This window comes from Stackebrandtia nassauensis DSM 44728 (assembly GCF_000024545.1).
Taxonomy (GTDB): Bacteria; Actinomycetota; Actinomycetes; order Mycobacteriales; family Micromonosporaceae; genus Stackebrandtia; species Stackebrandtia nassauensis.
The window spans coordinates 829,695-851,490 of record NC_013947.1 but is presented as its reverse complement, the minus strand read 5'-3'; the positions used below and the strand labels follow the sequence as shown (position 1 = coordinate 851,490).

General features: G+C 68.5%; 20 protein-coding genes. 13 read left to right on the top strand and 7 right to left on the bottom strand.

Translation table 11 applies throughout. The annotated features are described in order from the left end of the window. The first annotated feature begins 41 nt into the window (after positions 1 to 41). The 7 genes from SNAS_RS03950 (at position 42) to SNAS_RS03920 (ending at position 11,623) form a co-directional block, all read left to right on the top strand. The gene (locus SNAS_RS03950; RefSeq protein ID WP_013016085.1) at positions 42 to 524 is read left to right on the top strand and encodes a GtrA family protein; all 483 of its coding nucleotides are present in this window, start codon (positions 42 to 44) and stop codon (positions 522 to 524) included. 56 nt (positions 525 to 580) lie between these two features. Next, positions 581 to 1,066, top strand: a complete 486-nt coding sequence (locus SNAS_RS03945; RefSeq protein ID WP_169313847.1) for a GtrA family protein — start codon at positions 581 to 583, stop codon at positions 1,064 to 1,066. A gap of 23 nt (positions 1,067 to 1,089) precedes the next feature. After that, positions 1,090 to 1,575, top strand: coding sequence for a MaoC/PaaZ C-terminal domain-containing protein (locus SNAS_RS03940; RefSeq protein WP_013016083.1), 486 nt, complete (start codon positions 1,090 to 1,092; stop codon positions 1,573 to 1,575). A gap of 167 nt (positions 1,576 to 1,742) precedes the next feature. Further along, positions 1,743 to 3,977 (top strand): immune inhibitor A domain-containing protein, encoded by a 2,235-nt coding sequence (locus SNAS_RS03935; protein ID WP_013016082.1) that lies wholly within the window; start codon positions 1,743 to 1,745, stop codon positions 3,975 to 3,977. 82 nt (positions 3,978 to 4,059) lie between these two features. Then, positions 4,060 to 5,334: an amidase gene (locus SNAS_RS03930; protein ID WP_013016081.1), complete on the top strand. Its 1,275-nt coding sequence runs from the start codon at positions 4,060 to 4,062 to the stop codon at positions 5,332 to 5,334. A gap of 141 nt (positions 5,335 to 5,475) precedes the next feature. Next, complete coding sequence (locus SNAS_RS32345; protein WP_013016080.1) at positions 5,476 to 8,481, top strand: AfsR/SARP family transcriptional regulator; 3,006 nt, start codon at positions 5,476 to 5,478, stop codon at positions 8,479 to 8,481. 40 nt (positions 8,482 to 8,521) lie between these two features. Continuing rightward, the gene (locus tag SNAS_RS03920) at positions 8,522 to 11,623 is read left to right on the top strand and encodes an AfsR/SARP family transcriptional regulator (protein ID WP_013016079.1); all 3,102 of its coding nucleotides are present in this window, start codon (positions 8,522 to 8,524) and stop codon (positions 11,621 to 11,623) included. Here the strand turns inward: SNAS_RS03920 and SNAS_RS03915 are convergent. From SNAS_RS03915 to SNAS_RS03905, 3 genes are read right to left on the bottom strand one after another with little or no spacing between them, the layout of a single operon-like run. Beyond that, entirely contained in the window at positions 11,551 to 12,078 is a 528-nt protein-coding gene (locus SNAS_RS03915) for a PH domain-containing protein (RefSeq protein ID WP_013016078.1), read from the bottom strand. The two genes, SNAS_RS03920 and SNAS_RS03915, sit on opposite strands and share 73 nt — an antisense overlap. 36 nt (positions 12,079 to 12,114) lie before the next feature. After that, entirely contained in the window at positions 12,115 to 13,128 is a 1,014-nt protein-coding gene (locus tag SNAS_RS03910; RefSeq protein ID WP_013016077.1) for a helix-turn-helix domain-containing protein, read from the bottom strand. Between the two features lie 21 nt (positions 13,129 to 13,149). After that, positions 13,150 to 13,941 carry a biotin--[acetyl-CoA-carboxylase] ligase gene (locus tag SNAS_RS03905; RefSeq protein ID WP_013016076.1) on the bottom strand — a complete coding sequence of 264 codons (792 nt, stop codon included), beginning with the start codon at positions 13,939 to 13,941 and terminating at the stop codon, positions 13,150 to 13,152. 74 nt (positions 13,942 to 14,015) lie between these two features. On the opposite strand from SNAS_RS03905, the gene SNAS_RS03900 reads away from it, so the two are divergent. From SNAS_RS03900 to SNAS_RS03890, 3 genes are all read left to right on the top strand, one after another. Further along, positions 14,016 to 15,590 (top strand): acyl-CoA carboxylase subunit beta, encoded by a 1,575-nt coding sequence (locus tag SNAS_RS03900; protein WP_013016075.1) that lies wholly within the window; start codon positions 14,016 to 14,018, stop codon positions 15,588 to 15,590. Positions 15,591 to 15,686: 96 nt separating this feature from the next. Next, the gene (locus SNAS_RS03895; RefSeq protein WP_013016074.1) at positions 15,687 to 16,694 is read left to right on the top strand and encodes an NYN domain-containing protein; all 1,008 of its coding nucleotides are present in this window, start codon (positions 15,687 to 15,689) and stop codon (positions 16,692 to 16,694) included. Positions 16,695 to 16,698: 4 nt separating this feature from the next. Further along, on the top strand, positions 16,699 to 16,878 hold the full coding sequence (locus SNAS_RS03890; protein ID WP_013016073.1) for an acyl-CoA carboxylase epsilon subunit: 180 nt from the start codon (positions 16,699 to 16,701) through the stop codon (positions 16,876 to 16,878). A 52-nt stretch (positions 16,879 to 16,930) separates the two neighbouring features. Here the strand turns inward: SNAS_RS03890 and SNAS_RS03885 are convergent, their stop codons facing one another. Next, positions 16,931 to 17,323: a hypothetical protein gene (locus tag SNAS_RS03885; protein ID WP_013016072.1), complete on the bottom strand. Its 393-nt coding sequence runs from the start codon at positions 17,321 to 17,323 to the stop codon at positions 16,931 to 16,933. 171 nt (positions 17,324 to 17,494) lie between these two features. Between SNAS_RS03885 and SNAS_RS03880 the strand changes: the two genes are divergently transcribed. Together SNAS_RS03880 and SNAS_RS03875 are read left to right on the top strand one after the other, a co-directional pair. Beyond that, entirely contained in the window at positions 17,495 to 18,094 is a 600-nt protein-coding gene (locus SNAS_RS03880) for a Maf family protein (protein WP_013016071.1), read from the top strand. A 59-nt stretch (positions 18,095 to 18,153) separates the two neighbouring features. Beyond that, positions 18,154 to 18,474 (top strand): DUF397 domain-containing protein, encoded by a 321-nt coding sequence (locus tag SNAS_RS03875; RefSeq protein WP_013016070.1) that lies wholly within the window; start codon positions 18,154 to 18,156, stop codon positions 18,472 to 18,474. A 63-nt stretch (positions 18,475 to 18,537) separates the two neighbouring features. Here SNAS_RS03875 and SNAS_RS03870 read toward each other — a convergent pair whose 3' ends face one another. Both SNAS_RS03870 and SNAS_RS03865 read right to left on the bottom strand, forming a co-directional pair. Beyond that, positions 18,538 to 19,302 carry an ABC transporter permease gene (locus SNAS_RS03870; RefSeq protein WP_013016069.1) on the bottom strand — a complete coding sequence of 255 codons (765 nt, stop codon included), beginning with the start codon at positions 19,300 to 19,302 and terminating at the stop codon, positions 18,538 to 18,540. An 11-nt stretch (positions 19,303 to 19,313) separates the two neighbouring features. Beyond that, positions 19,314 to 20,288 (bottom strand): daunorubicin resistance protein DrrA family ABC transporter ATP-binding protein, encoded by a 975-nt coding sequence (locus SNAS_RS03865; protein ID WP_013016068.1) that lies wholly within the window; start codon positions 20,286 to 20,288, stop codon positions 19,314 to 19,316. 193 nt (positions 20,289 to 20,481) lie between these two features. Here SNAS_RS03865 and SNAS_RS03860 point away from each other — a divergent pair, with 193 nt between their 5' ends. Beyond that, entirely contained in the window at positions 20,482 to 21,150 is a 669-nt protein-coding gene (locus SNAS_RS03860; RefSeq protein WP_013016067.1) for a PadR family transcriptional regulator, read from the top strand. Between the two features lie 49 nt (positions 21,151 to 21,199). Here the strand turns inward: SNAS_RS03860 and SNAS_RS03855 are convergent, their stop codons facing one another. Next, a complete protein-coding gene (locus SNAS_RS03855; RefSeq protein ID WP_013016066.1) occupies positions 21,200 to 21,712 on the bottom strand; it encodes a DUF4396 domain-containing protein in 513 nt (170 codons plus the stop codon). Between the last annotated feature and the right edge of the window lie 84 nt (positions 21,713 to 21,796).

Below are 21,796 nucleotides of genomic sequence, written 5' to 3'. Positions count from 1 at the left end.
ATGTACAGCCAGGGACGCGAGGTTGAACGGAGGTCATTGGCGTGGTTGCGCAGGAGTCGGCCGCGCGCGAGAGCGCGCCGCCCCGGCTGTACCGCCGTTTCGCGCACCTGTTCCACGAGGTCGGCAAGTTCATGGGCGTCGGCGCGGTCGCCTACTCCTTCGACCTGGCGCTGTTCAACGCGGCGGTCTACCTGTGGGCCTGGGAGGCGCTGCCCGCCAAGACCTTCTCGACGTGCGTCGCCGCCACGATCGCCTTCGTCGGCAACCGGTTCTGGACCTGGCGGCACCGGCCGCGGTCCCGGCTGCACCGGGAGTACCTGTGGTACTTCCTGTTCAACACCATCGGACTGGGCATCAACCTGTTGTGGGTGTGGGCCTACGAATGGGCCAACGGCATCTGGCCGTCCGTATTGGACAACCCCATCGCGCTGAACCTGGTCGCCAACGTGATCGGCGTCGGAACCGCCGCCGCGTTCCGGTTCTACTCCTATCGGACCTGGGTGTTTTCCGACACCGGCCGATAGGTTGACGTTCACTTGTTAGGCCTGGCGTTGCCATGTACGACACGTACAGTGGCCCGGTGCGTTTTCTCAACCGGCTGCCCCGACGCTGGCGGGCCCTGGCCGAAGAGGTCCTCAAATTCGGAAGCATCGGACTGGTCAACACCGCCGTCACGATGCTCATCTTCAATGTGCTGCTGAGCATCGGCCCGCTCAAGGCCAACGTGGCGGCCACGGTGGTGGCCACGACCTGCTCCTATTTCATGAACCGGCACTGGACCTACCGCCACCTGCCGAAAACCTCGCTGAAGCGTGAGTACACGCTGTTCTTCGTCTTCAACCTCATCGGTTTCCTCATCGAGTCGATCATCCTGGCGGTGGCCCGCTACGGCATGCACTTCGACGAGCACACCGATGTGGCCGCCTTCAACATCGCCAAGTTCTCCGGGCTGGTCATCGCCACCCTGTTCCGGTTCTGGGCCTACCGCAGCTTCGTGTTCAAGGCCTCGGCCAAGAAGGCCGCCACCCTCGACGCCGAGGAGCTCGAACCCGCCGTCGCCAAGTGACCGGCGGCCGTAGCATGGCTTGAATGTGGCGCTCGGGTACCGGTGAGACGGCGACGATCTTCTACGAGGACTTCACGATCGGCCGCGAGTTCGACCTCGGCTCCACCACCGTCGACGACACCGAGATGCGCGGTTTCGCCGGACGCTTCGATCCACAGTGGTATCACCTCGACGACGAGCTGGCCGCCGCCGGGTCCTTCGGCGCCGTGACGGCCAGCGGCTGGTTCACCGCGTCGCTGTTCATGCGTATGTACACCGACGCCGTCCTGTCCCGGGCCGCCGCCGACGCCTCCCCCGGCCTCGAGGAACTGCGCTGGCTGGCCCCGGTCTACGCGGGCGACGAACTCACCGGACGGCTCACCGTCCTGGACCGCTCCCCCTCGCAGTCCCGCCCCGGGCTGGGAACGGTGAAGCTGTCGGGCGTCCTGGCCGCCGCGAACCGCGAGACCGCGGTGCTGAGCATGCGCTTCCGCGGCTGGTTCGGCATGCGCGGTCCACAGCGGACGTAACGATTGCGTAACGTCAAACAAACCTGACCGCTCCCACCCGCGGTACCCCGCCATACCCTGCGCCGACGGTGGACTTCTGACCGTTCGGACATTGCTGCCGATCTGAACGGCACGGCAGGTTGTTGAGTGATCTTCACCCCCATCCCCCGTGAGAGGCAAACCCCCATATGTTCAAGGCACGCTACAAAGCGGTGTCCGTGGCGGCGGTGGCGGCACTGCTGGCCGCCGGAGTCACCACCGCGACGGTCTCGGCGGACCCGGCACCCGACCGAACCGCGACGAACAAGTCGACGACCCCCGTGGGCGAGGAACTGCCGCTGAGCCCGCAACAGTCGGACCAGGAGGCCAAGCGCCGCCAGGCGCTGGAGGAAGTGGCCACCGGTTCCGCGAAGGCGGACAAGAGCGGCGCGGTCAAACTCGACGACGACGAGTACGCCGACACCGCGACCACCGGTACCGACCAGATCCTGACGCTGCTGGTGGAGTTCGGCGACAAGATCGGCGAGGCCGGTGGTGAGGCCGGCCCCTCCAAGAACCAGATCCCCGAGCCGGACCGGGCCACGGACAACTCGTCACTGTGGACCAAGGACTTCAGCCGGGACTACTACCAGAACATGCTGTTCGAGGCCGAGAACTCCATGCCCGACTTCTACACCAAGCAGTCCGGCGGGAAGTACACCGTGGACGGTGAGGTGCAGGACTGGGTCACGGTCCCGTACAACGAGGCCCGCTACGGCAAGAACGGCGTCGAGGACGAGGCGTACCCGGCCTTCGTCCAGGACAGCGCGAAAGCCTGGTACGACGCGCAGATCAAGTCGGGCAAGTCCCCCGAGGAGGTCAAGCGGTACCTGTCGAAGTACGACCAGCAGGACCGCTACGACTTCGACGGTGACGGGAACTTCGACGAGGCCGACGGCTACGTCGACCACATCCAGATCATCCACGCGGGCATCGGCGAGGAGGCCGGTGGCGGCGCGCAGGGCGAGGACGCCATCTGGTCGCACCGTTCCTACGCCACCACGGACCTGCCGGGTCCGGAGGACAACCCGCAGTCCGGTGCGCCGGTCGGCGACAGCGGCATCTGGGTCGGCGACTACACCACCGAGCCCGAAAGCGGTGGCCTGGGCGTGTTCTGCCACGAGTTCGGTCACGACCTCGGTCTGCCCGACCTGTACGCCACCGAAGGCGCCGCCAACAACACCGGCCGCTGGTCGCTGATGTCGGGCGGTTCCTGGCTCAGCGAGAGCAAGGACGTCATCGGCGACAAGCCCGGTTTCATGGGCCCGTGGGAGAAGTACTTCCTGGGCTGGCTGGACTACGACGAGGTCGCGCTCGACGACAAGAGCCACCAGAGCGAACTGGGCGCGGCCGGTGACAGCGGCGACCTGGCCGAGGCCACGAAGGTGAACCTTCCCGACGCCAAGGAGACCGTCAAGTACCCCAAGCCCGCCAGCGGAAAGCACGAGTGGATGTCGGGCGACGGCGACAAGATCAACGCCACCCTGACCCGCGAGGTCGACCTGACCGACGCGGAGAAATCCGCCGAGCTGGCCACGAAGGCGTTCCTGGACACCGAGAAGGGCTACGACTTCTTCTTCGCCGAGGTCTCCACCGACAACGGCGGCAAGTGGACGAAGGTCGGCAAGACCTACGATGGACAGTCCAAGAAGTACATCGACATCTCCACCGATCTGGCGGAGTACGTCGGCAAGCGGATCAAGGTCCGTTTCCACTACACGTCCGACGCGGCCACGCACGGCCAGGGCGTCTTCCTGGACGACGTCGCGCTGAAGGTCGACGGCAAGCAGGTGTGGCTCGACGACGTCGAGTCCCCCGACGGCGACTGGGAGGCGTTGGGCTGGAACCGCACCGACGGCACCGAGGTCTACCGTCACGCCCGCTTCTACCTGGCCGAGAACCGGCGCTACGTCAGCTACGACAAGACGCTCAAGGTCGGTCCGTACAACTTCGGTTTCGGTGAGAAGAAACCGAACTGGGTGGAGCGCTACCCGTACCAGGACGGCATGCTGATCTGGTACGTGAACACCTCCTTCGACGACAACAACGTCGGTGAGCACGAGGGCGGCGGACTGGCCCTGCCGGTCGACGCGCACGCGAAACCGCTGAAGTGGAAGGACGGCAAGGACCTCCCCAACACGCACCAGAGTTTCGACGCGACGTTCTCGAAGTCGAAGACCGACAAGATGACGCTGCACAAGGACGGCGCGAAGACGACCTTCAAGTCGCTCAAGGGCGTCAGCGTCTTCGACGACTCGGACAAGAACGCGTACTGGACGGCCAAGCTGCCGAGCAACTCGGTCAAGGTCGCCGGTACCGGTGTGAAGATCACGATCGTCAAGGACGGCAAGTCCCAGCTGGTCATCAAGGTGACCCGCAAGTAGCCGATCACCTTCGGGGGCCGAAGCGACAGTTGCCGCTTCGGCCCCTTCCAGGTGGGGCGGGTTACCGGTAAGTTCTGAACGCATGACGGAACTTGTCCGCTTGCGGCCACTGGACGCCACGCCCAGGGACGCCGTGGCCGAAGCCGAGTACACGTGTGACCGCATCGAGGCGACCGACGCCGAGATCTTCGCCTTCGAGTCCGAGCCGGACCGGCGCGGCAGGCTGCTGGCCGAGGCCCAGGCCACCGAGGAGCGGTGGGGTGAGCCCGCGGACCGGCCCGCCCTGTACGGGGTTCCGGTGGGCGTCAAGGACGTGATCCACGTCGACGGCCTCGAGACCCGGGCCGGTTCGAAGGTTCCCGCCGAGGCACTGGCCGGAGCCCAGGCGACACTGGTCGACCGGCTGGTCGGGGCGGGGGCCCTGATCGCGGGGAAGAACACCTGCGCCGAGTTCGCGATCTCGGCGCCCGGGCCGACCCGCAACCCGCACAACCCGACGCACACCCCCGGCGGGTCGAGCAGCGGTTCGGCGGCGGCGGTGGCGGCCGGGCAGGTGCGGCTGTCGATCGGGACCCAGACGGTGTCCTCCACGATCCGGCCCGCCGCCTACTGCGGGATCGTCGGTTTCAAGCCCAGTCACGGCCGGATCCCGGTCGACGGGGTCATCGCCAACGCGCCCAGCCTCGACACGATCGGCATCCTCACCACCGACGTGGCCGGCGCGGCGATCGCGTCCGAAGTGCTGTGTGACGAGTGGAGTCCCCGCGCCGTCGACGAGCTGCCGGTGCTGGGGATTCCGGCCGACGAGTACCTCGAGTGCGCCAGCAAACCGACGTTGGCCAGGTTCGCCGAGCATGTCGCGAAGCTGAAGGCCGCCGGGTACCGGGTGGTCCCGGGCCGGGCCGTGACCGACTTCCCCCGGATCCGGGCGGTGCTGTTCACGATCCAGCGCTACGAGAGCGCGATCGTCCACGCCGCGTGGTTCGACAGCTATCGCGCGCTGTACCAGCCGAAGTCGGCGCAGTCGGTGCTGGAGGGCCGCGACATCGACGAGGACAAACACCAGCTGGCCCTGAAGCTGCGCACCGCGATCCACGACCAGATCCGCGACATGATGGAGCGGTCGGGTGTGGACATCTGGATCGGGCCCTCGGCGACCGACACCGCGCCGGTCGGGCTGGCCAGTACCGGGAACTCGATCATGTCGATTCCGTGGAGCCTGACCGGGATGCCGAGCCTGAGCGTCCCGGCCCCGGCCCCCGACCTGCCGCTGGGATTCCACTGTGCTGCCCGGACCGGGGACGACGAACGGCTGCTGGCCTGGGGCGGTGATATCGCGGCGACGCTGGCGGGCTGACCATGCCCGGTATGGCCATCCTGAGTTCATGCCAACCCTGAGTCAGGGCCCGGGTCCGGACGTGTCGGCCCGGCAGACTTGCCCCGCCAGCCCGGTACGACAACGGTGACGACAACCACCACATGGGAGTGAATTGCCATAATGGAGTTTCGGATTCTCGGTGCGCCCGAGGTGATACGCGACGGTGCGCCGCTCGCTATCCGCGGCCGCATCGCGCCGAGGCTGCTGGCCGTCCTGGCCCTGGAGGCCGGACACGTGGTACCGATATCCACTTTGGTGGAAGCCCTGTGGGAGGACCCGCCGGTCACCGCCCGGCGGCAGGTGCAGAACACCGTCTCGGCGCTGCGCGCCGTCCTGGGCGAGCGGACCGTCGAGGCCGTGGCCGAGGGCTACCGGCTCGCGGTTCCCGCCGAGACCGTCGACGCCGGACGATTCGCCGCCGGGGTGCGGCGGGCCCGGCAGCTGCGGGAGGACGGCGACCCCGTCGCGGCCCTGGAACGACTGCGCGAGGCACTGGCGCTGTGGCGCGGACACGCCCTGGCGGGCATGGGCGGGCAGGTGCTGGAACGCGGCGCCCGGCGGCTCGGCGAGGACCGGCTGGCCGCCTTCGAGGAACGCGTCGAACTCGAACTCGAACTGGGACAACGGGTCCCGGTCGGTGAACTGCGGCAGCTGCTCACCGAGAACCCGTACCGGCAGCGGCTGGCCGCGCTGTTGATGCTGGCGCTGTACCGCGAGGGCCGGGCGCCCGAGGCCCTGGAGGTCCACACCCGGATGCGGCAGCGGCTCAGCCGCGACCTGGGCGTCGAACCCGGTCCGGCGCTGCGGGAACGCTACGCCGCGATCCTGCGCGAGGACCCGGAACTGGACGTCACCGGCACCCCGGCACCGGCGTCCCGCGGCGCCACCCGGCCGGAGTTCGCCCCGGCGCAGCTCCCGGCGGCGCTGGCCGGGTTCACCGGCCGCACCTCACAGCTGCGGGCCCTGGACGCGCTCGGCGACGACTCGGTCCTGGCGACCATCACCGGTTGCGGCGGCAGCGGCAAGACCGCGCTGGCCGTCCACTGGGCCCACCGCAACCGCGACCGGTTCCCCGACGGCCAGCTGTACCTCAACCTGCGCGGGTTCGACGCCGACGCCCCGCTGTCGCCGCAGGACGCGCTGACCCGGCTGCTGCCCGCGCTGGGGCAACCCGCCGACGCCGTCCCCGCCGAGCTGGACGCCGCCGCCGCGCTGTTCCGGTCGCTGTTGACCGGGCGCCGGATGCTGCTGCTGTTGGACAACGCCCGCGACGCGGCCCAGGTGGAACCGTTGCTGCCCAACGAACCCGGGACCGTGACCCTGGTGACCAGCCGCCATCGGCTCACCGAGCTGGCCGCCCACGGCGCCACCGCCATCTCGCTGGACACGCTCGACGAGACCGACGCGCTGGCCCTGTTGTCCACACTGGTCCCCGACGACCGGCTGGCCGAGGACCCGGCGGCCACCGCCGAACTCGTCTCCCGGTGCGGCGGTCTGCCGCTGGCGCTGCGCATCGTCGGCGCCAACCTCGCCGGTCGTCCCTATTCGACGGTCGCGGAGTTCGCGGCCGAACACTCCGGTTCCGACCGGCTCGGCCTGCTCACCGTCGACGGCGATCCCAACGCCACCGTCGCCACCGTCTTCGAACGCTCCGCGCGCGCCCTCGACGAGGACACCCGGCGGCTGTTCCTGCGGCTGGGCCTCATCCCCGGCGACGAGATCCCCGAGGACCTGTCGCGCGGCACCGCGGACCTGTCCGAGACCGTCAACCGGGAACTGTTGGGACGGCTGGAAAGCGCCCACCTCATCGAACGGCATCGCCCCGGGCTGTACCGGTTCCACGACCTGGTGCGGCTGTACGCCCGCCAGCAGGCCGAATCCACACTCGACCCGGCCGAGGCGGCCGAGGCCCGCACCGCCGCGATCGACTGGTACGCCAGCTCCTTCGAGCAGGTCAGCGCCGACCCCGGCAACGTCATCGCGGCGTTCAAGGCCTGGCAGGACCACCCCGACGCCTGGCGGCTGGCCCGGATGCTGCCGGACTTCCTGCGGTACGGGCACAGCCTGGCGGGCCTGCGTCCGCACGTCGAGACCGGACTGGCGCTCGCCAAGGACTCCGGGGACGCCGGGGCGCTGAGCCAGATGTACGACGCGATGGCCTTCGTCCACTCCAACTCCGGCGACCACCTCACCGCGCTCACCTGTGGACGGAAAGCGGTCGCGATCGCCCGGGGGCTTCCCGACGGCGACGCCGACGGCCGGTTGCGCAGCGGGCTGGCGGCGCTGCTGCTGTTCAACTCCTACTACGAGGAGTCGGCGGCCCTGTCCCGCGAGACCCTCGCCATCGCCGAGGCCGACGGCGACATCGGCCGGATCTTCCACGACCGCATCTTCCTGGGCGCCGCCTATCGCAGCAGCGGCCGGTTCGCCGATGCCGAGACCTGCTTCGTTCAGGCGATGCGGCTCGCCGACACCTGCGACGACGACGATCCCCGCCGGGTCACCGCCCGGTTCAAGCTCGCCCGGCTGTACAACGACATGGATCGCGTCGAGGCGGCCTGGCCGCTGCTGGAGGCGATCGGGCAATGGTGGCAGCGCACCGGTTCCGACTTCATCCGCGAACGGGTGCTGTGGCTTCGGGGCCAGTTGCAGCTGCGTTCCGGCCGCGTCGAGGCGGCCGAGCAGGACCTCGCCGACAGCTGGGAGCTGTCGCACCGCAACGGCATCCTGGTGTGGGCCTGGTACGCGCGGTTCGCGCAGATCGAACTGTGCTGCCAGCTCGGCGACCACGAACGCGGACTGGCCTACGTCGAGGAGCTCGCCGAGTCCGGCGCCGACACCTTCGAACGCGACGACCGGGCCCAGTGGGCGGCCCTCAGCGCCAAGGTCCACATCGGCCTCGGTGACTACCGGGCGGCGATCGCGGCGGCCGAACAGGCCCGCACCGTCTTCACCGTCACCAAGAACCCGCTGCGGCTGGCCCGCTGTCTGGTCACCCTCGCCGAGGCCCACGAACGACTGGGCGACACCGAGACCGCCGAACGGCACCGCGACGAGGCCCGCCGCGGCTTCGCCGCGCTGGGTCTGTCCGAAAAGGCCACCAGGATCGGCATGTCGACCGGCTAGTGTGGATCGTGGATCCACCAGCCACCACCAGGAGACCATCGTGGAAGTTCGGTTGCTCGGTCCCCTGGAGGTACTGCGGGACGGCACACCGGTGCCGATCCGGGGCCGGATCCACCCCCGGCTGCTGGCCGTCCTGGCGCTGCACGCCGGCAACGTCGTCGCGCGACCGGCACTGATCACCGGCGTGTGGGACTGTGAACCACCGGCTTCGGCCAAGCGACAGATCCAGAACGCCGTCTCGGCGTTGCGCCAGGTACTGGACGGCACCCTCATCGAAACGGTCGGCGACGGCTACCGGCTGCGCCTTGACGACGTCACCGTCGACGCCCGCGACTTCGAGACGACCGTCGCCGAGGCGGCTCGGCAGCGTGCGGGCGGCGACTCCGACGCGGCACTGACCTCGTTGCGGGACGCGTTGGCGCTGTGGCGCGGCGAGGCCCTCGCCGGGTTGCCGGGACGCGAACTGCGCTCCCGGGCCCAGCGGCTGGAGGAAGCCTGGCTGGCCGCCCGGGAGGAACTGATCGATGTGGAGCTGGAACTCGGCGAACCGGTGCCGGTCGGCGAACTGGGCGAGCTGGCCCGGCTGCATCCGTACCGGCAGCGCCTGACGGGCCTGTACATGCGGGTGCTGCACCGGCAGGGGCGCACGCCCGACGCGCTGCGGGTCTTCGACGACATCCGGCGACGGCTCCTGGACGAACTGGGTATCACCGTCGGACCGGCACTGCGCGAGCTGCACACCGCGATCCTGCGGGAGGACCCGCGGCTGGACGCGGCGGCACCGGTGGCCGTGCCCGCGTCCCCGGCCGCCGCCCCGAGGCTGGTGCCCGCCCAGCTGCCCGCCGCCATCGGCGAGTTCGTCGGCCGACAGGAACAACTGGCGCGGCTGGACGCGCTGATCGCCAAGGGAGACAACACCGCCCTGCTGTCCACGGTGTCGGGAACCGGCGGCGCCGGGAAGACGGCGCTGGCGATCCACTGGGCGCACCACAACCGGGACCGGTTCCCCGACGGACAGCTGTACGTCAACCTGCGCGCGTTCGACCGCGCCGAACCGCTGACCCCGTACGACGCCCTGACCCGGTTCCTCGCGGCACTGGGGGTGACCGGCGGCGCGGTCCCGTCCGATGTGGAAGCCGCCGCCTCGCTGTACCGATCGCTGCTGGACGGGCGCCGGATGCTGGTCCTGCTCGACAACGCCGTCGACCTGGAACAGGTGCGCCCGCTGCTTCCCGGCAGCGGCGGCAACGTCACGCTGGTGACCAGCCGCAACCGGATCACGGGTCTGACGGCGCTGCACGGCGCCGAGCTGATCGGTGTGGACACCATGTCGCGGACGGAATCCCTGGAGGTGCTGGGCAACCTGGTGGGTGCGCGGCGGTTGCACGCCGACGCTGCGGCGGCACATCGGCTCGCGGAACTGTGCGCGGACCTGCCGTTGGCGTTGCGGATCGCGGGGGCGAACCTCGCCGTGAACTCGCATGTGGAACTCAGCGAGTACGTCCGGGAACTGGCGGGTCCCAACCGGCTGGAGTTGCTGTCGATCGAGGGGGACCCGGACTCCGCGGTGGCGTCGGTGTTCGCGCAGTCCTTTCGGGCGCTGTCACCCGAGGCTCAGCGGCTGTTCGCGCGGCTGGGCTGGATACCCGGTGACGATTTCGGCGAGGAGCTCGCGATCGCCGTCGCGGACCTGCCGGAGGCGGACTGTCGTCGGTTGACGCGCACCCTGGAGACCGGCAATCTCGTCGAGCGGTATCAGGCGCGGCGGTTCCGGTTCCACGACCTGGTCCGGGAGTACGCGCGGCAGCAGGCGGAGAACACACTGGACGACGCCGAGCGCGACGCGGTCGCGGATCGGGTCGTCCAGTGGTACTACGACAACCGCCGGACGCCCCGGGCCGAGGACTACCCCAATCTCGTCGCGACGTTCCAGACCTGGCGGCACCACCCCCGGTGCCTGATGCTGCCGAGTGTGTTCGCGCAGCACGTCAACGCCGGTCGCGACCTCGCCGGAATGCGAGCCCACCTCGACGCCGCGTACGCGCTGGCCAAGAGCCTCGGCGAACCACTGTCCGTGCATCGGGCCGCCGACGCCCTGGCCGTGCTGGCCTGGGCGAAGGGCGACACCGGCACCGCCGTCGAGTTCGGGCTCGAATCCCTGGCCAACGCCATGAGCCACGACGGGGACGCCCTGGGCACCGCCCGGGCGAATCTGGGACTGCACTACGCCGCCCACGGCGACTACCGCAAAGCCGAACCGCTGCAACGGGAAGCGCTGGAGGTCGCCGTCAGCCAGGCGGCGGCGGGCGCGCCGAACCGGGGCCTGAACCTGGTCAATCTCTACTGTGGCCTGGGGCGGTACGCGGACGCCACCACGCTCGTCGAGCGGATCCGGCACATGCCCGGTATCGACGCGAACGATCTCGTCCTCGGGGCCGTCCACCGGATCAAGGCCCAGATCCATATGAATCTGGGCCGGTACGGCGAAGCGCTCGCCGAGATCGAGGCGGGCCTGCGACTCGCCGGTCAACGCTCGCAGCCGCGCAGCGAGAGCATCGCGTTGCGACTGCGGGCCGAGATCCGGCGCCGGGCCGGTGATCTCACCAACGCCCTGGCCGACGCGACCCGCGCGCTGGAGCTGGCCCGGCGACACCAGCTGTCCAAACAGGAGAAGGACGCCGTTTTCGAGCTCGCGGCACTGCACTGCGCGTCGGGCACGGCACAGAAGGCGGAGGAACTGGTGCCGTCGCTGGCGGAGACGGCTCGCGACTCCAGCGGGCCACAGCGCGCGGAGGCGTTGGCGCGACTGGCGGAGCTCCACTTCCGGCGGGGTCGTCACGCCGAGGCGATCGAGTGCGGCATGGCGGCGAAGGAGCTGTTCGCGAGCATTCCCCGGCCGCTGGGGCTGGCTCGCGTGTTGCGCGATCTGGCCGAGATCCACGACGACCTCGCCGAGACCGAGACGGCGCGCGGTTTCCGGGCCGAGGCCCTGGACCTCTTCACCCGCCTGAGAGTCCCCGAGGCCGAAGAACTCCGCCGCCAGCTCGACAGCCCGCCGTCCGACTTACCTCAGACCCCGCCGTCGTCGACACCCGTGCGGCGGTTGCGGTCCTCCTCCACCAGCTTGTACAAGGTGGACTGAACCATCTCGACCTTCGGCATGTCCTTGAACACCACCGCGCCCTGTTCGCTGGCCGACTGCACCATCAGCGTCCCCAGCCGGAACATCCGCTGGATCACGCCCTGCTCGAAGGACACGTCGTTGACGCGGGCGTACGGGATGTCGCGGCCCTTGCGGGTGAGCAGGCCGGTGCGCAACAGCAGCCGGTGGGTGGTGAAGACGTAGTGGCTGGTCCCCCACACCACCCACGGCGTTATCGACAGCCAGATGATCGCGATGACGGCCAGCGCGACGATGATCCAGCGGGCGATGGGAACCCAGGAACCCCAATCGTCGGGAATGGCCGTGTAGCCGAACACGGCGACCAGCGCGAAGACGATGAACCAGAAGACCGGGCCGATCAGTTCTTTCCAGTGTGGATGCATGTGCAGGACGACTTCCTCGTCCTCAGCCAGCAGATTGTCCGGAAACCCCATGACCAGAAGTTACCGCATCGACACGGCTCGACCAGGTCAAATCCAGCCCTTGCGCGAGGCCTGCCAGCCCAGCTGGATACGCGTGTCCACATTGGCGGCGTCCATGAGGTCGCGGACCCGGCGCTGTACCGTGCGCAGGCCGACTCCCAGCCGGGCCGCGATGGTCTGGTCGGTAAGGCCCGCAAGCAGAAGCGACAGCAGCAGCCGGTCGTCGGGGTCGGAGGGGCCGCCGGACTGCGGGGTGCGGGTCAGGGCGCCGTCGTCGAGTGCCGGGGCCGGGACGGCGGTGGACCACACCTGCTCGAACAGGCCGACGGCCATGGTGACCAGGGCCGGGTGTTCGGTGAACAGCGCGATCGGGTGGGCGCCGTCGTGGGGGCGCAGTCCGCCGGATTCCGCGGTCATGATGAGGGCGAGGTTGTCGTCGGCGATGGCGAGTTTGACCGGCAGGGTTGCGGCGAAGCGGACCTGGAAGCCGCGTTCGACGGAGCGGCGGATCAGTTCGACCACCGCGCTGTCGTCCAGCAGCGCCTTCTCGTAGAGGGTGCGGTAGCGGGCGTGCGGGTTGGGGGCCGGGTCGCGGACGCTGCCGCCGGCGTCGTTGGTGATGAGCGGGTGCCGCATGAACATCCGGACCTCGTCGCGGGCCCGCAGGTTGAGCTGGTCCAGCCGGGAGCGGATCGCGGCCAGGCCGCGGACGGTCTCGGTGCCGGGGACATCGCCCTCGTGGCGGCGGGTCTGGCGGTAGACGCGTTCCAGCGGGCCGACGGCGGCGTAGGTGCGACGCAGCAGTTCGACCCGCTCACCGAGCAGCGCCACTATGGACAGCTCGGGTGGGTTGGCGGCGTACTGGTCGTCGGTGAGCATGCGGGCCAGGTCCCGGTCCAGCAGCCGGGGCATGATCGCCGCGACGGTCTCGCACGGCAGGTCGAGCCGGCAGGCCAGCGTCGGGATGTCGGCGCTGGGCAGCGACAACAGGGCGCGGTAGACGTCCTCGGCCTGGGGGCTCAACCCCAGGGCGCCCAGCGAGTGATGCTCCTCATCAGGCATCCGACCACCTCCCAATGTCGTCTAACGTACGTGGTATACGTCCCCCGCCGCCACCGCCACGGGTCCGTCCTCGGTTTCGACGCACAACCGGCCGTCGGCGTCTATTGCGGACGCTACACCGGTGATCACCGCACCGTCCGGAAGCGACACCGTGACGTTGAGCCCCAGCGTGTGGCAGCGCAGCGTGTAGGCGTCGGCCAGTCCGCTGGCCTGCGGGTCGCCCTCGGTGGCGCGCCAGTTGGCGTACCAGGCGGCGATGCGTTCCAGCAGACCCTCCAGCAGCGTGCCGCGGTCGGTCTCCACGGCCCCGGCCAGCGCCAGCGAGGTGGTGTCGGCGCGCGGCAGCTCCTCGCGGGCCAGGGTCACGTTCAGGCCGATGCCCAGCACGACGCCTCCGGCGGCGATCTCGGCCAGGATGCCGGAGCACTTGTCCAGCCGGGCGCCGACCAGGACGTCGTTGGGCCATTTGAGGGCCGCGGGCACGCCACACAGATCCACAATGGTCTGACAGGTCGCCACCCCGGCCAGCAGCGGCAGCCAGCTCCAGCGGGCGGTCGGCACCTCGGGCCGCAGCAGCATCGACACCGCCAGCCCCGCGTGGGGCGGCGACTCCCAACTGCGGGACAGCCGTCCGCGTCCGGCCGTCTGCTTCTCGGCGACGAGCACGCTCCCCGCATGGGCACCCTGAGCGGCCCGCTTCGCCAGCAGCGAGTTCGTTGAATCAACTGTTTCGAGTACTTCGATGGAATCCCACATGCGGCTGTCGCGACACCACCGCCGCAACCGCGCGGCATCCAGGGGCTTCCGTTCCATTGGCGCTCCCGCCGACGATGCACTTGTACGCTCTTAACTTAACGCGCTTTCAAGGGCGGGTACGATCTGCTGTCGTGTCGGACATCGATATACACACCACCGCCGGAAAGCTGGCCGATCTGGCCGCCCGCCGCGAGGCCGCCCTGCACGCGGGCAGCGCCCGAGCCGTCGACAAGCAGCACGCCAAGGGCAAGAAGACCGCCCGGGAACGCATCGAGATGCTGCTCGACGAGGGTTCCTTTGTGGAGCTGGACGAGATGGCCCGGCACCGTTCCACCAACTTCGGCCTGGACGCCAACCGGCCCTACGGCGACGGCGTCGTCACCGGTTACGGCACCGTCGACGGCCGCGAGGTGTGTGTCTTCGCACAGGACTTCACCGTCTTCGGCGGCTCACTGGGCGAGGTCTTCGGCGAGAAGATCGTCAAGGTGATGGACCTGGCGCTCAAGACCGGCCGCCCCATCATCGGCATCAACGACTCCGGCGGCGCCCGGATCCAGGAGGGCGTGGTCTCGCTGGGCCTGTACGGCGAGATCTTCTTCCGCAACGTCCGCGCCTCCGGGGTGATCCCGCAGATCTCGCTGGTCATGGGCCCGTGCGCCGGCGGCGCGGTCTACTCCCCCGCCATCACCGACTTCACCGTCATGGTCGACCAGACCTCGCACATGTTCATCACCGGACCCGACGTCATCAAGACCGTCACCGGCGAGGACGTCGGCATGGAGGAACTGGGCGGGGCCCGCACCCACAACGCCACCTCCGGCAACGCCCACTACCTGGCCGCCGACGAGGACGACGCGATCGAGTACGTCAAGAGCCTGCTGACCTACCTGCCCGGCAACAACATGGACGAGGCCCCCGTCTACGAGGCCGACGCCAGTCTCGAGGCCACCGACGAGGACACGGCGCTGGACACGATCGTCCCCGACTCGGCCAACCAGCCCTACGACATGCACGCGGTGATCACCGCCGTCCTGGACGACGCCGAGTTCTGCGAGACCCAGCCGCTGTTCGCCCAGAACATCATCACCGGCTTCGGCCGCATCGAGGGCCACAGCGTCGGCGTCGTCGCCAACCAGCCGATGCACTTCGCGGGCTGTCTCGACATCGACGCCTCCGAGAAGGCGGCCCGGTTCGTGCGCACCTGCGACGCCTTCAACATCCCGATCGTCACCTTCGTCGACGTCCCCGGCTTCCTGCCGGGCACCGACCAGGAGTACAACGGCATCATCCGGCGCGGCGCCAAACTGCTGTACGCCTACGCCGAGGCCACCGTCCCGAAACTGACCGTCATCACCCGCAAGGCATACGGCGGCGCCTACGACGTCATGGGTTCCAAGCACCTGGGCGCCGACCTCAACTTCGCCTGGCCCACCGCCCAGATCGCGGTCATGGGCGCGCAGGGCGCGGTCAACATCCTCTACCGGCGCGAACTGGCCGAGGCCGAGGACGCCACCGCCCGGCGCGCCGAGCTGATCACCGACTACGAGGACACGCTCGCGAACCCTTACGTGGCAGCCGAACGCGGCTTCATCGACGGGGTCATCGCCCCCTCGGCGACCCGGGCCGAACTCACCAAGGGACTGCGGCTGCTGCGCTCCAAACGTGAGTCGCTCCCGCCGAAGAAGCACGGGAACATCCCGCTGTAATAGGCGGCTCCGGTAGTTTCGTTATTGGCATGTGATCTTCGCCGCCATGGCGGCGCGAGCGATCGCGGCCATACGTTTATCTACATTGGAGTTTCTATGTCACTCGTCCGCTCTGATTGTTCCCCGGTCGTCGCCCGCCGCTACGCGATGCTGATCGACGTGGGGTATTTGTACGCCGCCGCCGCCGAAGTGCTGTTGGGCGCCACCTCGCGCCGCGAGTACAAAGTGGATGCCGAGAAGCTGATCAACACCCTCATCACCAGGGCTGCCGACCAGTTGCCCGGTGGCGAGTTGTTGCGCGTCTATTGGTTCGACGCCGCCCGCGACCGGGTGCCCACCGTTGACCAGCGCGTCATCGCGGCCATGGCGTTGGTGAAGGTCCGGCTGGGCAACCTCAACTCGCGCGGGCAGCAAAAGGGTGTGGACGCCATGATCCGCACCGACTTGGAACAGCTGGCCCGGCACGGTGCGATCAGCGAGGCCATCCTGCTGGCCGGGGACGAGGACATGGTCCCCGCCGTTGAGATCGCGCAGGCCTACGGCGTCCGGGTGCACGTGTGGGGTGTCGAGCCGCCCTACGGCACCAACCAGGCCGAGCGGCTGCTGTGGGAGGCCGACACCCTCGACGAGATCTCCGCCGAGTTCTGCAAGCCGTACTTCACGAAGCTGGGCACCGCCGCGGCGGCCTCGGCCAAGATCGTCGGGGCTCCCATGGCCGAGCCGGAGCCCCAGCAGCCCTCCCCCGCCTCGGTGTTCGGCGGCCGCCACTCGGTGGCCGTGACGATGAGCGCCGCCGACGCGCTGGAGGAGGCCGAGATGGCGCGGCCGTCGTTCGTGCGCTCGACCACCGGCGACAAGTTCGGGCAGGACACCGTCACCGGCATCGGCGAGTACGTCGCCCACAAGTGGATCCTCACCCGGGGCCGCGAGAACATCGCCGACCTGCTGCCCGGCCCGACACTGCCGACCGTCATCGACAAGGAGCTGCTGGTCGAGGCCGAGAAGGAACTGGGATACTCGCTGCGCGAACACCCCGGGGCCCGTATCTGGGTACGAGACGGCTTCTGGGAACGCGTCAACCGAGAGTTCGACATCGAGGGGTAGGACAGTGGAGATCACCGTCACGGCGGGTAATCCGGACGAGGCCGAGATCGCCGCGCTGGTGCTCGCGCTGCGGGCGCGGCCCGCGGCGGCCACCGCCGTGCCCCGGCGGATCTCCGCCTGGCGGGACCCGGCCCGGCGGCTGGGCGCCGATCGCGACTGGCGGAGCAGCTCCCTGCCCCGGTAGCCGCGAACGGCGAAGCCGTGGGGAACACCGGTCGGCGTTCCCCACTCCGCGATCAGGCGGTGCGTGACTTCCAGTCGCTGCACGTGCTGCCGATCGGGGTCCCGTTCTTGGTGAGACAGATCTGGATCTTCAGCTTGGTGCCTTCCTGGAAGTTCCGGTTGTACTTCGCCGAGGTGTTGGCGCCCTTGGTGTTGTACATGTAGTCGCTGCCCTGTCCGCCGATGGTGTAGATCGCGCGGACTCCGCGGCCGTCCTTCTTGTGGTCCTTGACGACGAAGTTGTCGGTGCTCTTGTAGAAGGTGATGCTCCCGTGCCCGTCCTTGGTGTGGATGGGCGTGGCCTTGGCCTCGACGCTGTCGGCGTTGGCGGTGAAGCCGATGGTGCCGGCCGCGATCGCCGCGACCACGGCTACACCCAGGAGCGCTTTGTTGCGAAAAGTCTTCATGCCGGTCCTTTTCAGGGAATTGAGGGATATGTCCCTGACCAGACCACTGAGCCGCCTCACCCGGTTGACGTCGAGTGACGCACGCCACATCCACATATCGGACTTCGAGACCGACGCGACCGCGCCCCGACCCGGTGGACAGGACCCCGGTGGCGGCAATAAGCTCCGCCCATGCGGTTTATTCTGGCCTCCGCCTCACCGGCTCGCCTGACTGTATTGCGTGGTATCGGTTTCGATCCCGAGGTCATCGTCTCGGGCGTCGACGAGTCGACCATCGAGGAGGAGTCGCCGGGTCGGCTGTGCCGCGCCCTGGCGAAACTCAAAGCCAAGGCGGTCGCCGCCACCCTCACCGAGGACGCCTACGTCCTGGGCTGCGACTCGGTGCTGGAGTTCAACGGCCAGACCTACGGCAAGGCCGAGGACGCCGAGACCGCGGTGTCGCGCTGGAAGGCGATGCGCGGCAAGTCCGGCGTGCTCCATACCGGACACTGTCTGATCGACACGGCCAAGCAGCGGCGCCACATCCGCTCCTCGTCGACCACCGTGCACTTCGCCGACGTCACCGACACCGAGATCGCCGCCTACGTGGACTCGGGCGAACCGATGCGGGTCGCGGGGGCCTTCACCATCGACGGCCTGGGCGCGCCGTTCGTGGAGCGCATCGAGGGCGACCACGGCACCGTCGTGGGCGTCTCGCCGCCGCTGCTGCGGCAGATGTTCACCGCGTGGGGTGTACCGATCTCCTCGTTGTGGCGCACTGAAAGTGCGTGACCTGGCTGGCACTCCTATCGTTAATCCGTGTAACAACCACCGGTAGGGAGCACAACGACGTGAACGACAACGCGAACGACACCGTGCGGGAACACCCGCTCAAGGGCCAGTTCGACACCGCGACGGCCAAGTGGCAGCGCACCACCAACCTGGACGGCTCCCCGGGCAAGCTGGAGATCGGCTTCGCCGACAACGGCCTGGTGGCGCTGCGTTACGCCGAGGAGCCGGACGGCACCATCCTCATCTACACCCCCGCGGAATGGGATGCCTTTGTTGAGGGTGTGAAGGACGGCGAGTTCGACATCGAGGTACTGGAAGAGGACGCCCGCAAGGCCGCCGAAGAGGAAGAGGCCCGACTGGCGGCCGAGGACGAGAAGTAGTCGACATCCCAGACGTGAGGGAAGCCGGACGCCACAAGGCGTCCGGCTTCCGTCGTCTCGCCGTCAGGACGTCGACTTCGCGAACTTTCGTCCGGACCAGAAGACCAGCAGGATGGTCAGCGCGCCGAGCAGCACCCCGGCCTGCCAGATCACCGCGTCGTTCAGGTCGCCGTTGAACAGCGCCCGCGCGGCGTCGACCGCGTAGGTGAACGGGTTGAAGTTGGCCAGCGTCTTGAGCCAGTCGGGGGCAACCGTCAGCGGCAGCATGATCCCGCTCAGCAGCAGCACGGGCTGGGTGATCGTGTTGAGCAGCGGCGCCAGCGCGTCCTCGCTCTTGAGCACGATCGCCACCCCGTACGAGGCGGCCGACAGTCCCAGTCCGATGGCCAGCACGATCAGCAGCATCAGGCCCAGACCGCCCCAGTTGATCGTCAGGTCGGCGATCAGCGAGGACAGCAGCACCAGCACCACCGCCTGGAAGATGAGCGTGGACACGTCGCGCAGCGAGCGGCCCAGCAGCAGCGCCAGCCGGGAGACCGGCGTGACCCGCATGCGTTCGATGACGCCCTCACGGATCTCGGCGATCAGCCCGAAGCCGGAGAACAGCGTCCCGAACATGGCCATCATGATGACCAGGCCGGGCACGAAGGTCTCCATCGCGCCGTATTCGAAGCCCATCTGCTCGGTGGGCATCTGCTTCAGCAGCGGTCCGAACAGGACAAGGTAGTAGAGCGGCTGGATCAGCATGATGAAGATCCAGGTCGGCTGCCTCAGCACCAGGCTCATCTGGCGGCTGTAGATCAGCCAGGTGTCACGAACAAGCTTCATGGTTGTGCTCCTTAGTCGTTCTCTCTGAGGGACCGGCCGGTCTGCTTCAGGAACACGTCGTCCAGGCTCGGACGGTGCAGCTCGATGGACGACGGGGCGATGTCCGCCGCGTCCAGGGTGCGCAGGATCTCAGGCACCGCCGCCGAACCGTCCTCGACGAACAGCCGCAACGTCACCGAGCCGGTGGCCTGGTCGGGTTCCCCGGCCTCCACCTCGCGCACGAACTCCTTGGCGTCCAGCAGTTCCCGGGCCCGGGTGGCGTCACCGTTGACGCCGATGGCAACGATGTCCCCGGCGATCTGGCGTTTGAGCGCCAGCGGGGTCCCCTCGGTGACGATCTCGCCGTGGTCGATGATGGCCAGCCGGTCGCACAGGGCGTCGGCCTCGTCGAGGTAGTGCGTGGTCAGGAAGATCGAGGTGCCGCGTTCCCGCAGCTTGCGGACCTCGTCCCACATGTGGGCCCGCGACTGCGGGTCCAGGCCGGTGGTGGGTTCGTCCAGGAACAGCAGTTTGGGCCGGTGGACGGTTCCCAGCGCGACGTCGAGACGACGACGCTGTCCGCCCGAGTAGGTCTTGCACTTGCGGTCGGCGAACTCGGTCATCTCGAAGGCCTCGATGACCTCCTGCGCCCGGGTCTTGCACTCGGACTTGGGCATCTCGTAGAGCTTGCCCTGCATGACGAGTTCCTCGCGGGCCGACACCTCTCCCCAGGTGCCGCCGGACTGCCCGACGTAACCGATGGCGCGACGCACCTTCACGGGTTGTTTGCGCAGGTCGAAGCCCGCGACAACGGCGGTGCCGCCGCTGGGTTCCAGCAGCGTGGACAGCATGCGCAGGGTCGTGGTCTTGCCCGCGCCGTTGGGGCCGAGGAAGCCGAAGATCTCGCCTTCCTTCACGGCGAGGTCGACGCCGCGCACGGCCTCGACCACCTCTTTCTTCTGGCGGTTGCGGAAGGTCTTCCGTAGGCCCGCGGTTTCGATGAGCATCGGGGTTGTTCTCCCTTGGTATCTGACATCATTGAGACGTCATATCGATCGAGATCGACAGTACATCAAGGTGCCGACATTATTCAACCCGAATTAATTGGCGCCAACTAATTGCTTGTTTACCAGCAGAGATGGACTGAACACGCCGCGACCTGACACAGCAGCATTAGTCAACGTGAACTATCATTCAGGGATGTGGACGAGCCGACTTCTCATCCTGGGCCTGGTGCGCTGGCTACAGCCGGTGCACGGTTACGACGTGCGGCGCGAGCTCATGTCCTGGAAGGTGGACGAGTGGGGCGGGCTCAAACCCGGCTCGATCTACCACGGCCTGAAGAAGCTGGCCGCCGACGGCTGCCTGGAGGTCGTCGCGACCGAGCAGGTCGACAACCGTCCGGCGCGGACGACGTACCGTGTCACCGCCAAGGGAGAACAAGAATTCCAGACGCTGCTGCGCGACAAACTGTGGGGCTTCGACCGTCCCACCGACCCGTTCTTCGTCGCGTGGAGCTTCCTGCCGGTGCTGGGCCCCCGGGAGGCGGCGGCGATGCTGCGCAACCGGGCCGCGAAACTGCGCGACGAGATCGACCGGGTCGGCGTGCTGTACCAGATGCAGAGCGACGACCCTCGCGATCACGACTCGTTCATCCCACCCCACGTCGCCGCGTCGACCGAACTGATCCGCGACGTCATGGAACTGAGCCGGGCCTGGTGTGAGCGCACCGCGGACCGCATCGAGTCCGGCGAGCTGGTCACCGGCTCCGAGTCCCACGTCAGCGAGGAAACCGTCCGGATGTGGAAGGAACACATCAGCACCCTCGACGCCAACGGCAAGCCGCGACCGAAACGCCAGTCGCGGTAGCGAAACGGCCCCGGAAGTCGCGTGACTTCCGGGGCCGTGCGCGTGATCGTCAGTGCATGCCGTGGACGACGGCGTGTCCCTTGCCCTTGCCGATCAGCCACTTGTTGACCGGCGTCGTGATGACGAAGGCGACCAGGAAGGCGACGGCCAGCGCTCCCCAGAACAGCCCGCTGTCGAGGTGGGCGTCCATGGCGCCGGGGATGATCAGCAGCATCCCGTTGTCGGCGATCTCCATCACGATGATGGACACGGTGTCGGCGGCCAGCGCGACCTTGATCATGCCCGCCAGACCCAGACCGGCCTTGCGGACGCCGAACATGGTGAGGCTGTAGCCGAAGACGAAGGCCAGGACGATGGCCAGCACCATGGTCGGGGCGTTGCCCCAGCCGAGGGCGGTGCCGATGACCATGCCGAGGACCTCGCCGATGGCGCAGCCGGTGAGGCAGTGCAGAGTGGCGACGGCGGCCATCTTCCACGAGACGGGGCCGTGTCCGTGGTGGGCGTGCTGGGCGTGGGCGTCGGTGCTGTGGTGTTCGTGCGAGTGGCTCATGCCCAAGAACATATACCCCCTAGGGGTATCTGTCCAGTCCTTGAGCCGTGTGTCGTCACTCACCGCTCCATCGACGCTTGTCGCAGTCTTAACGAC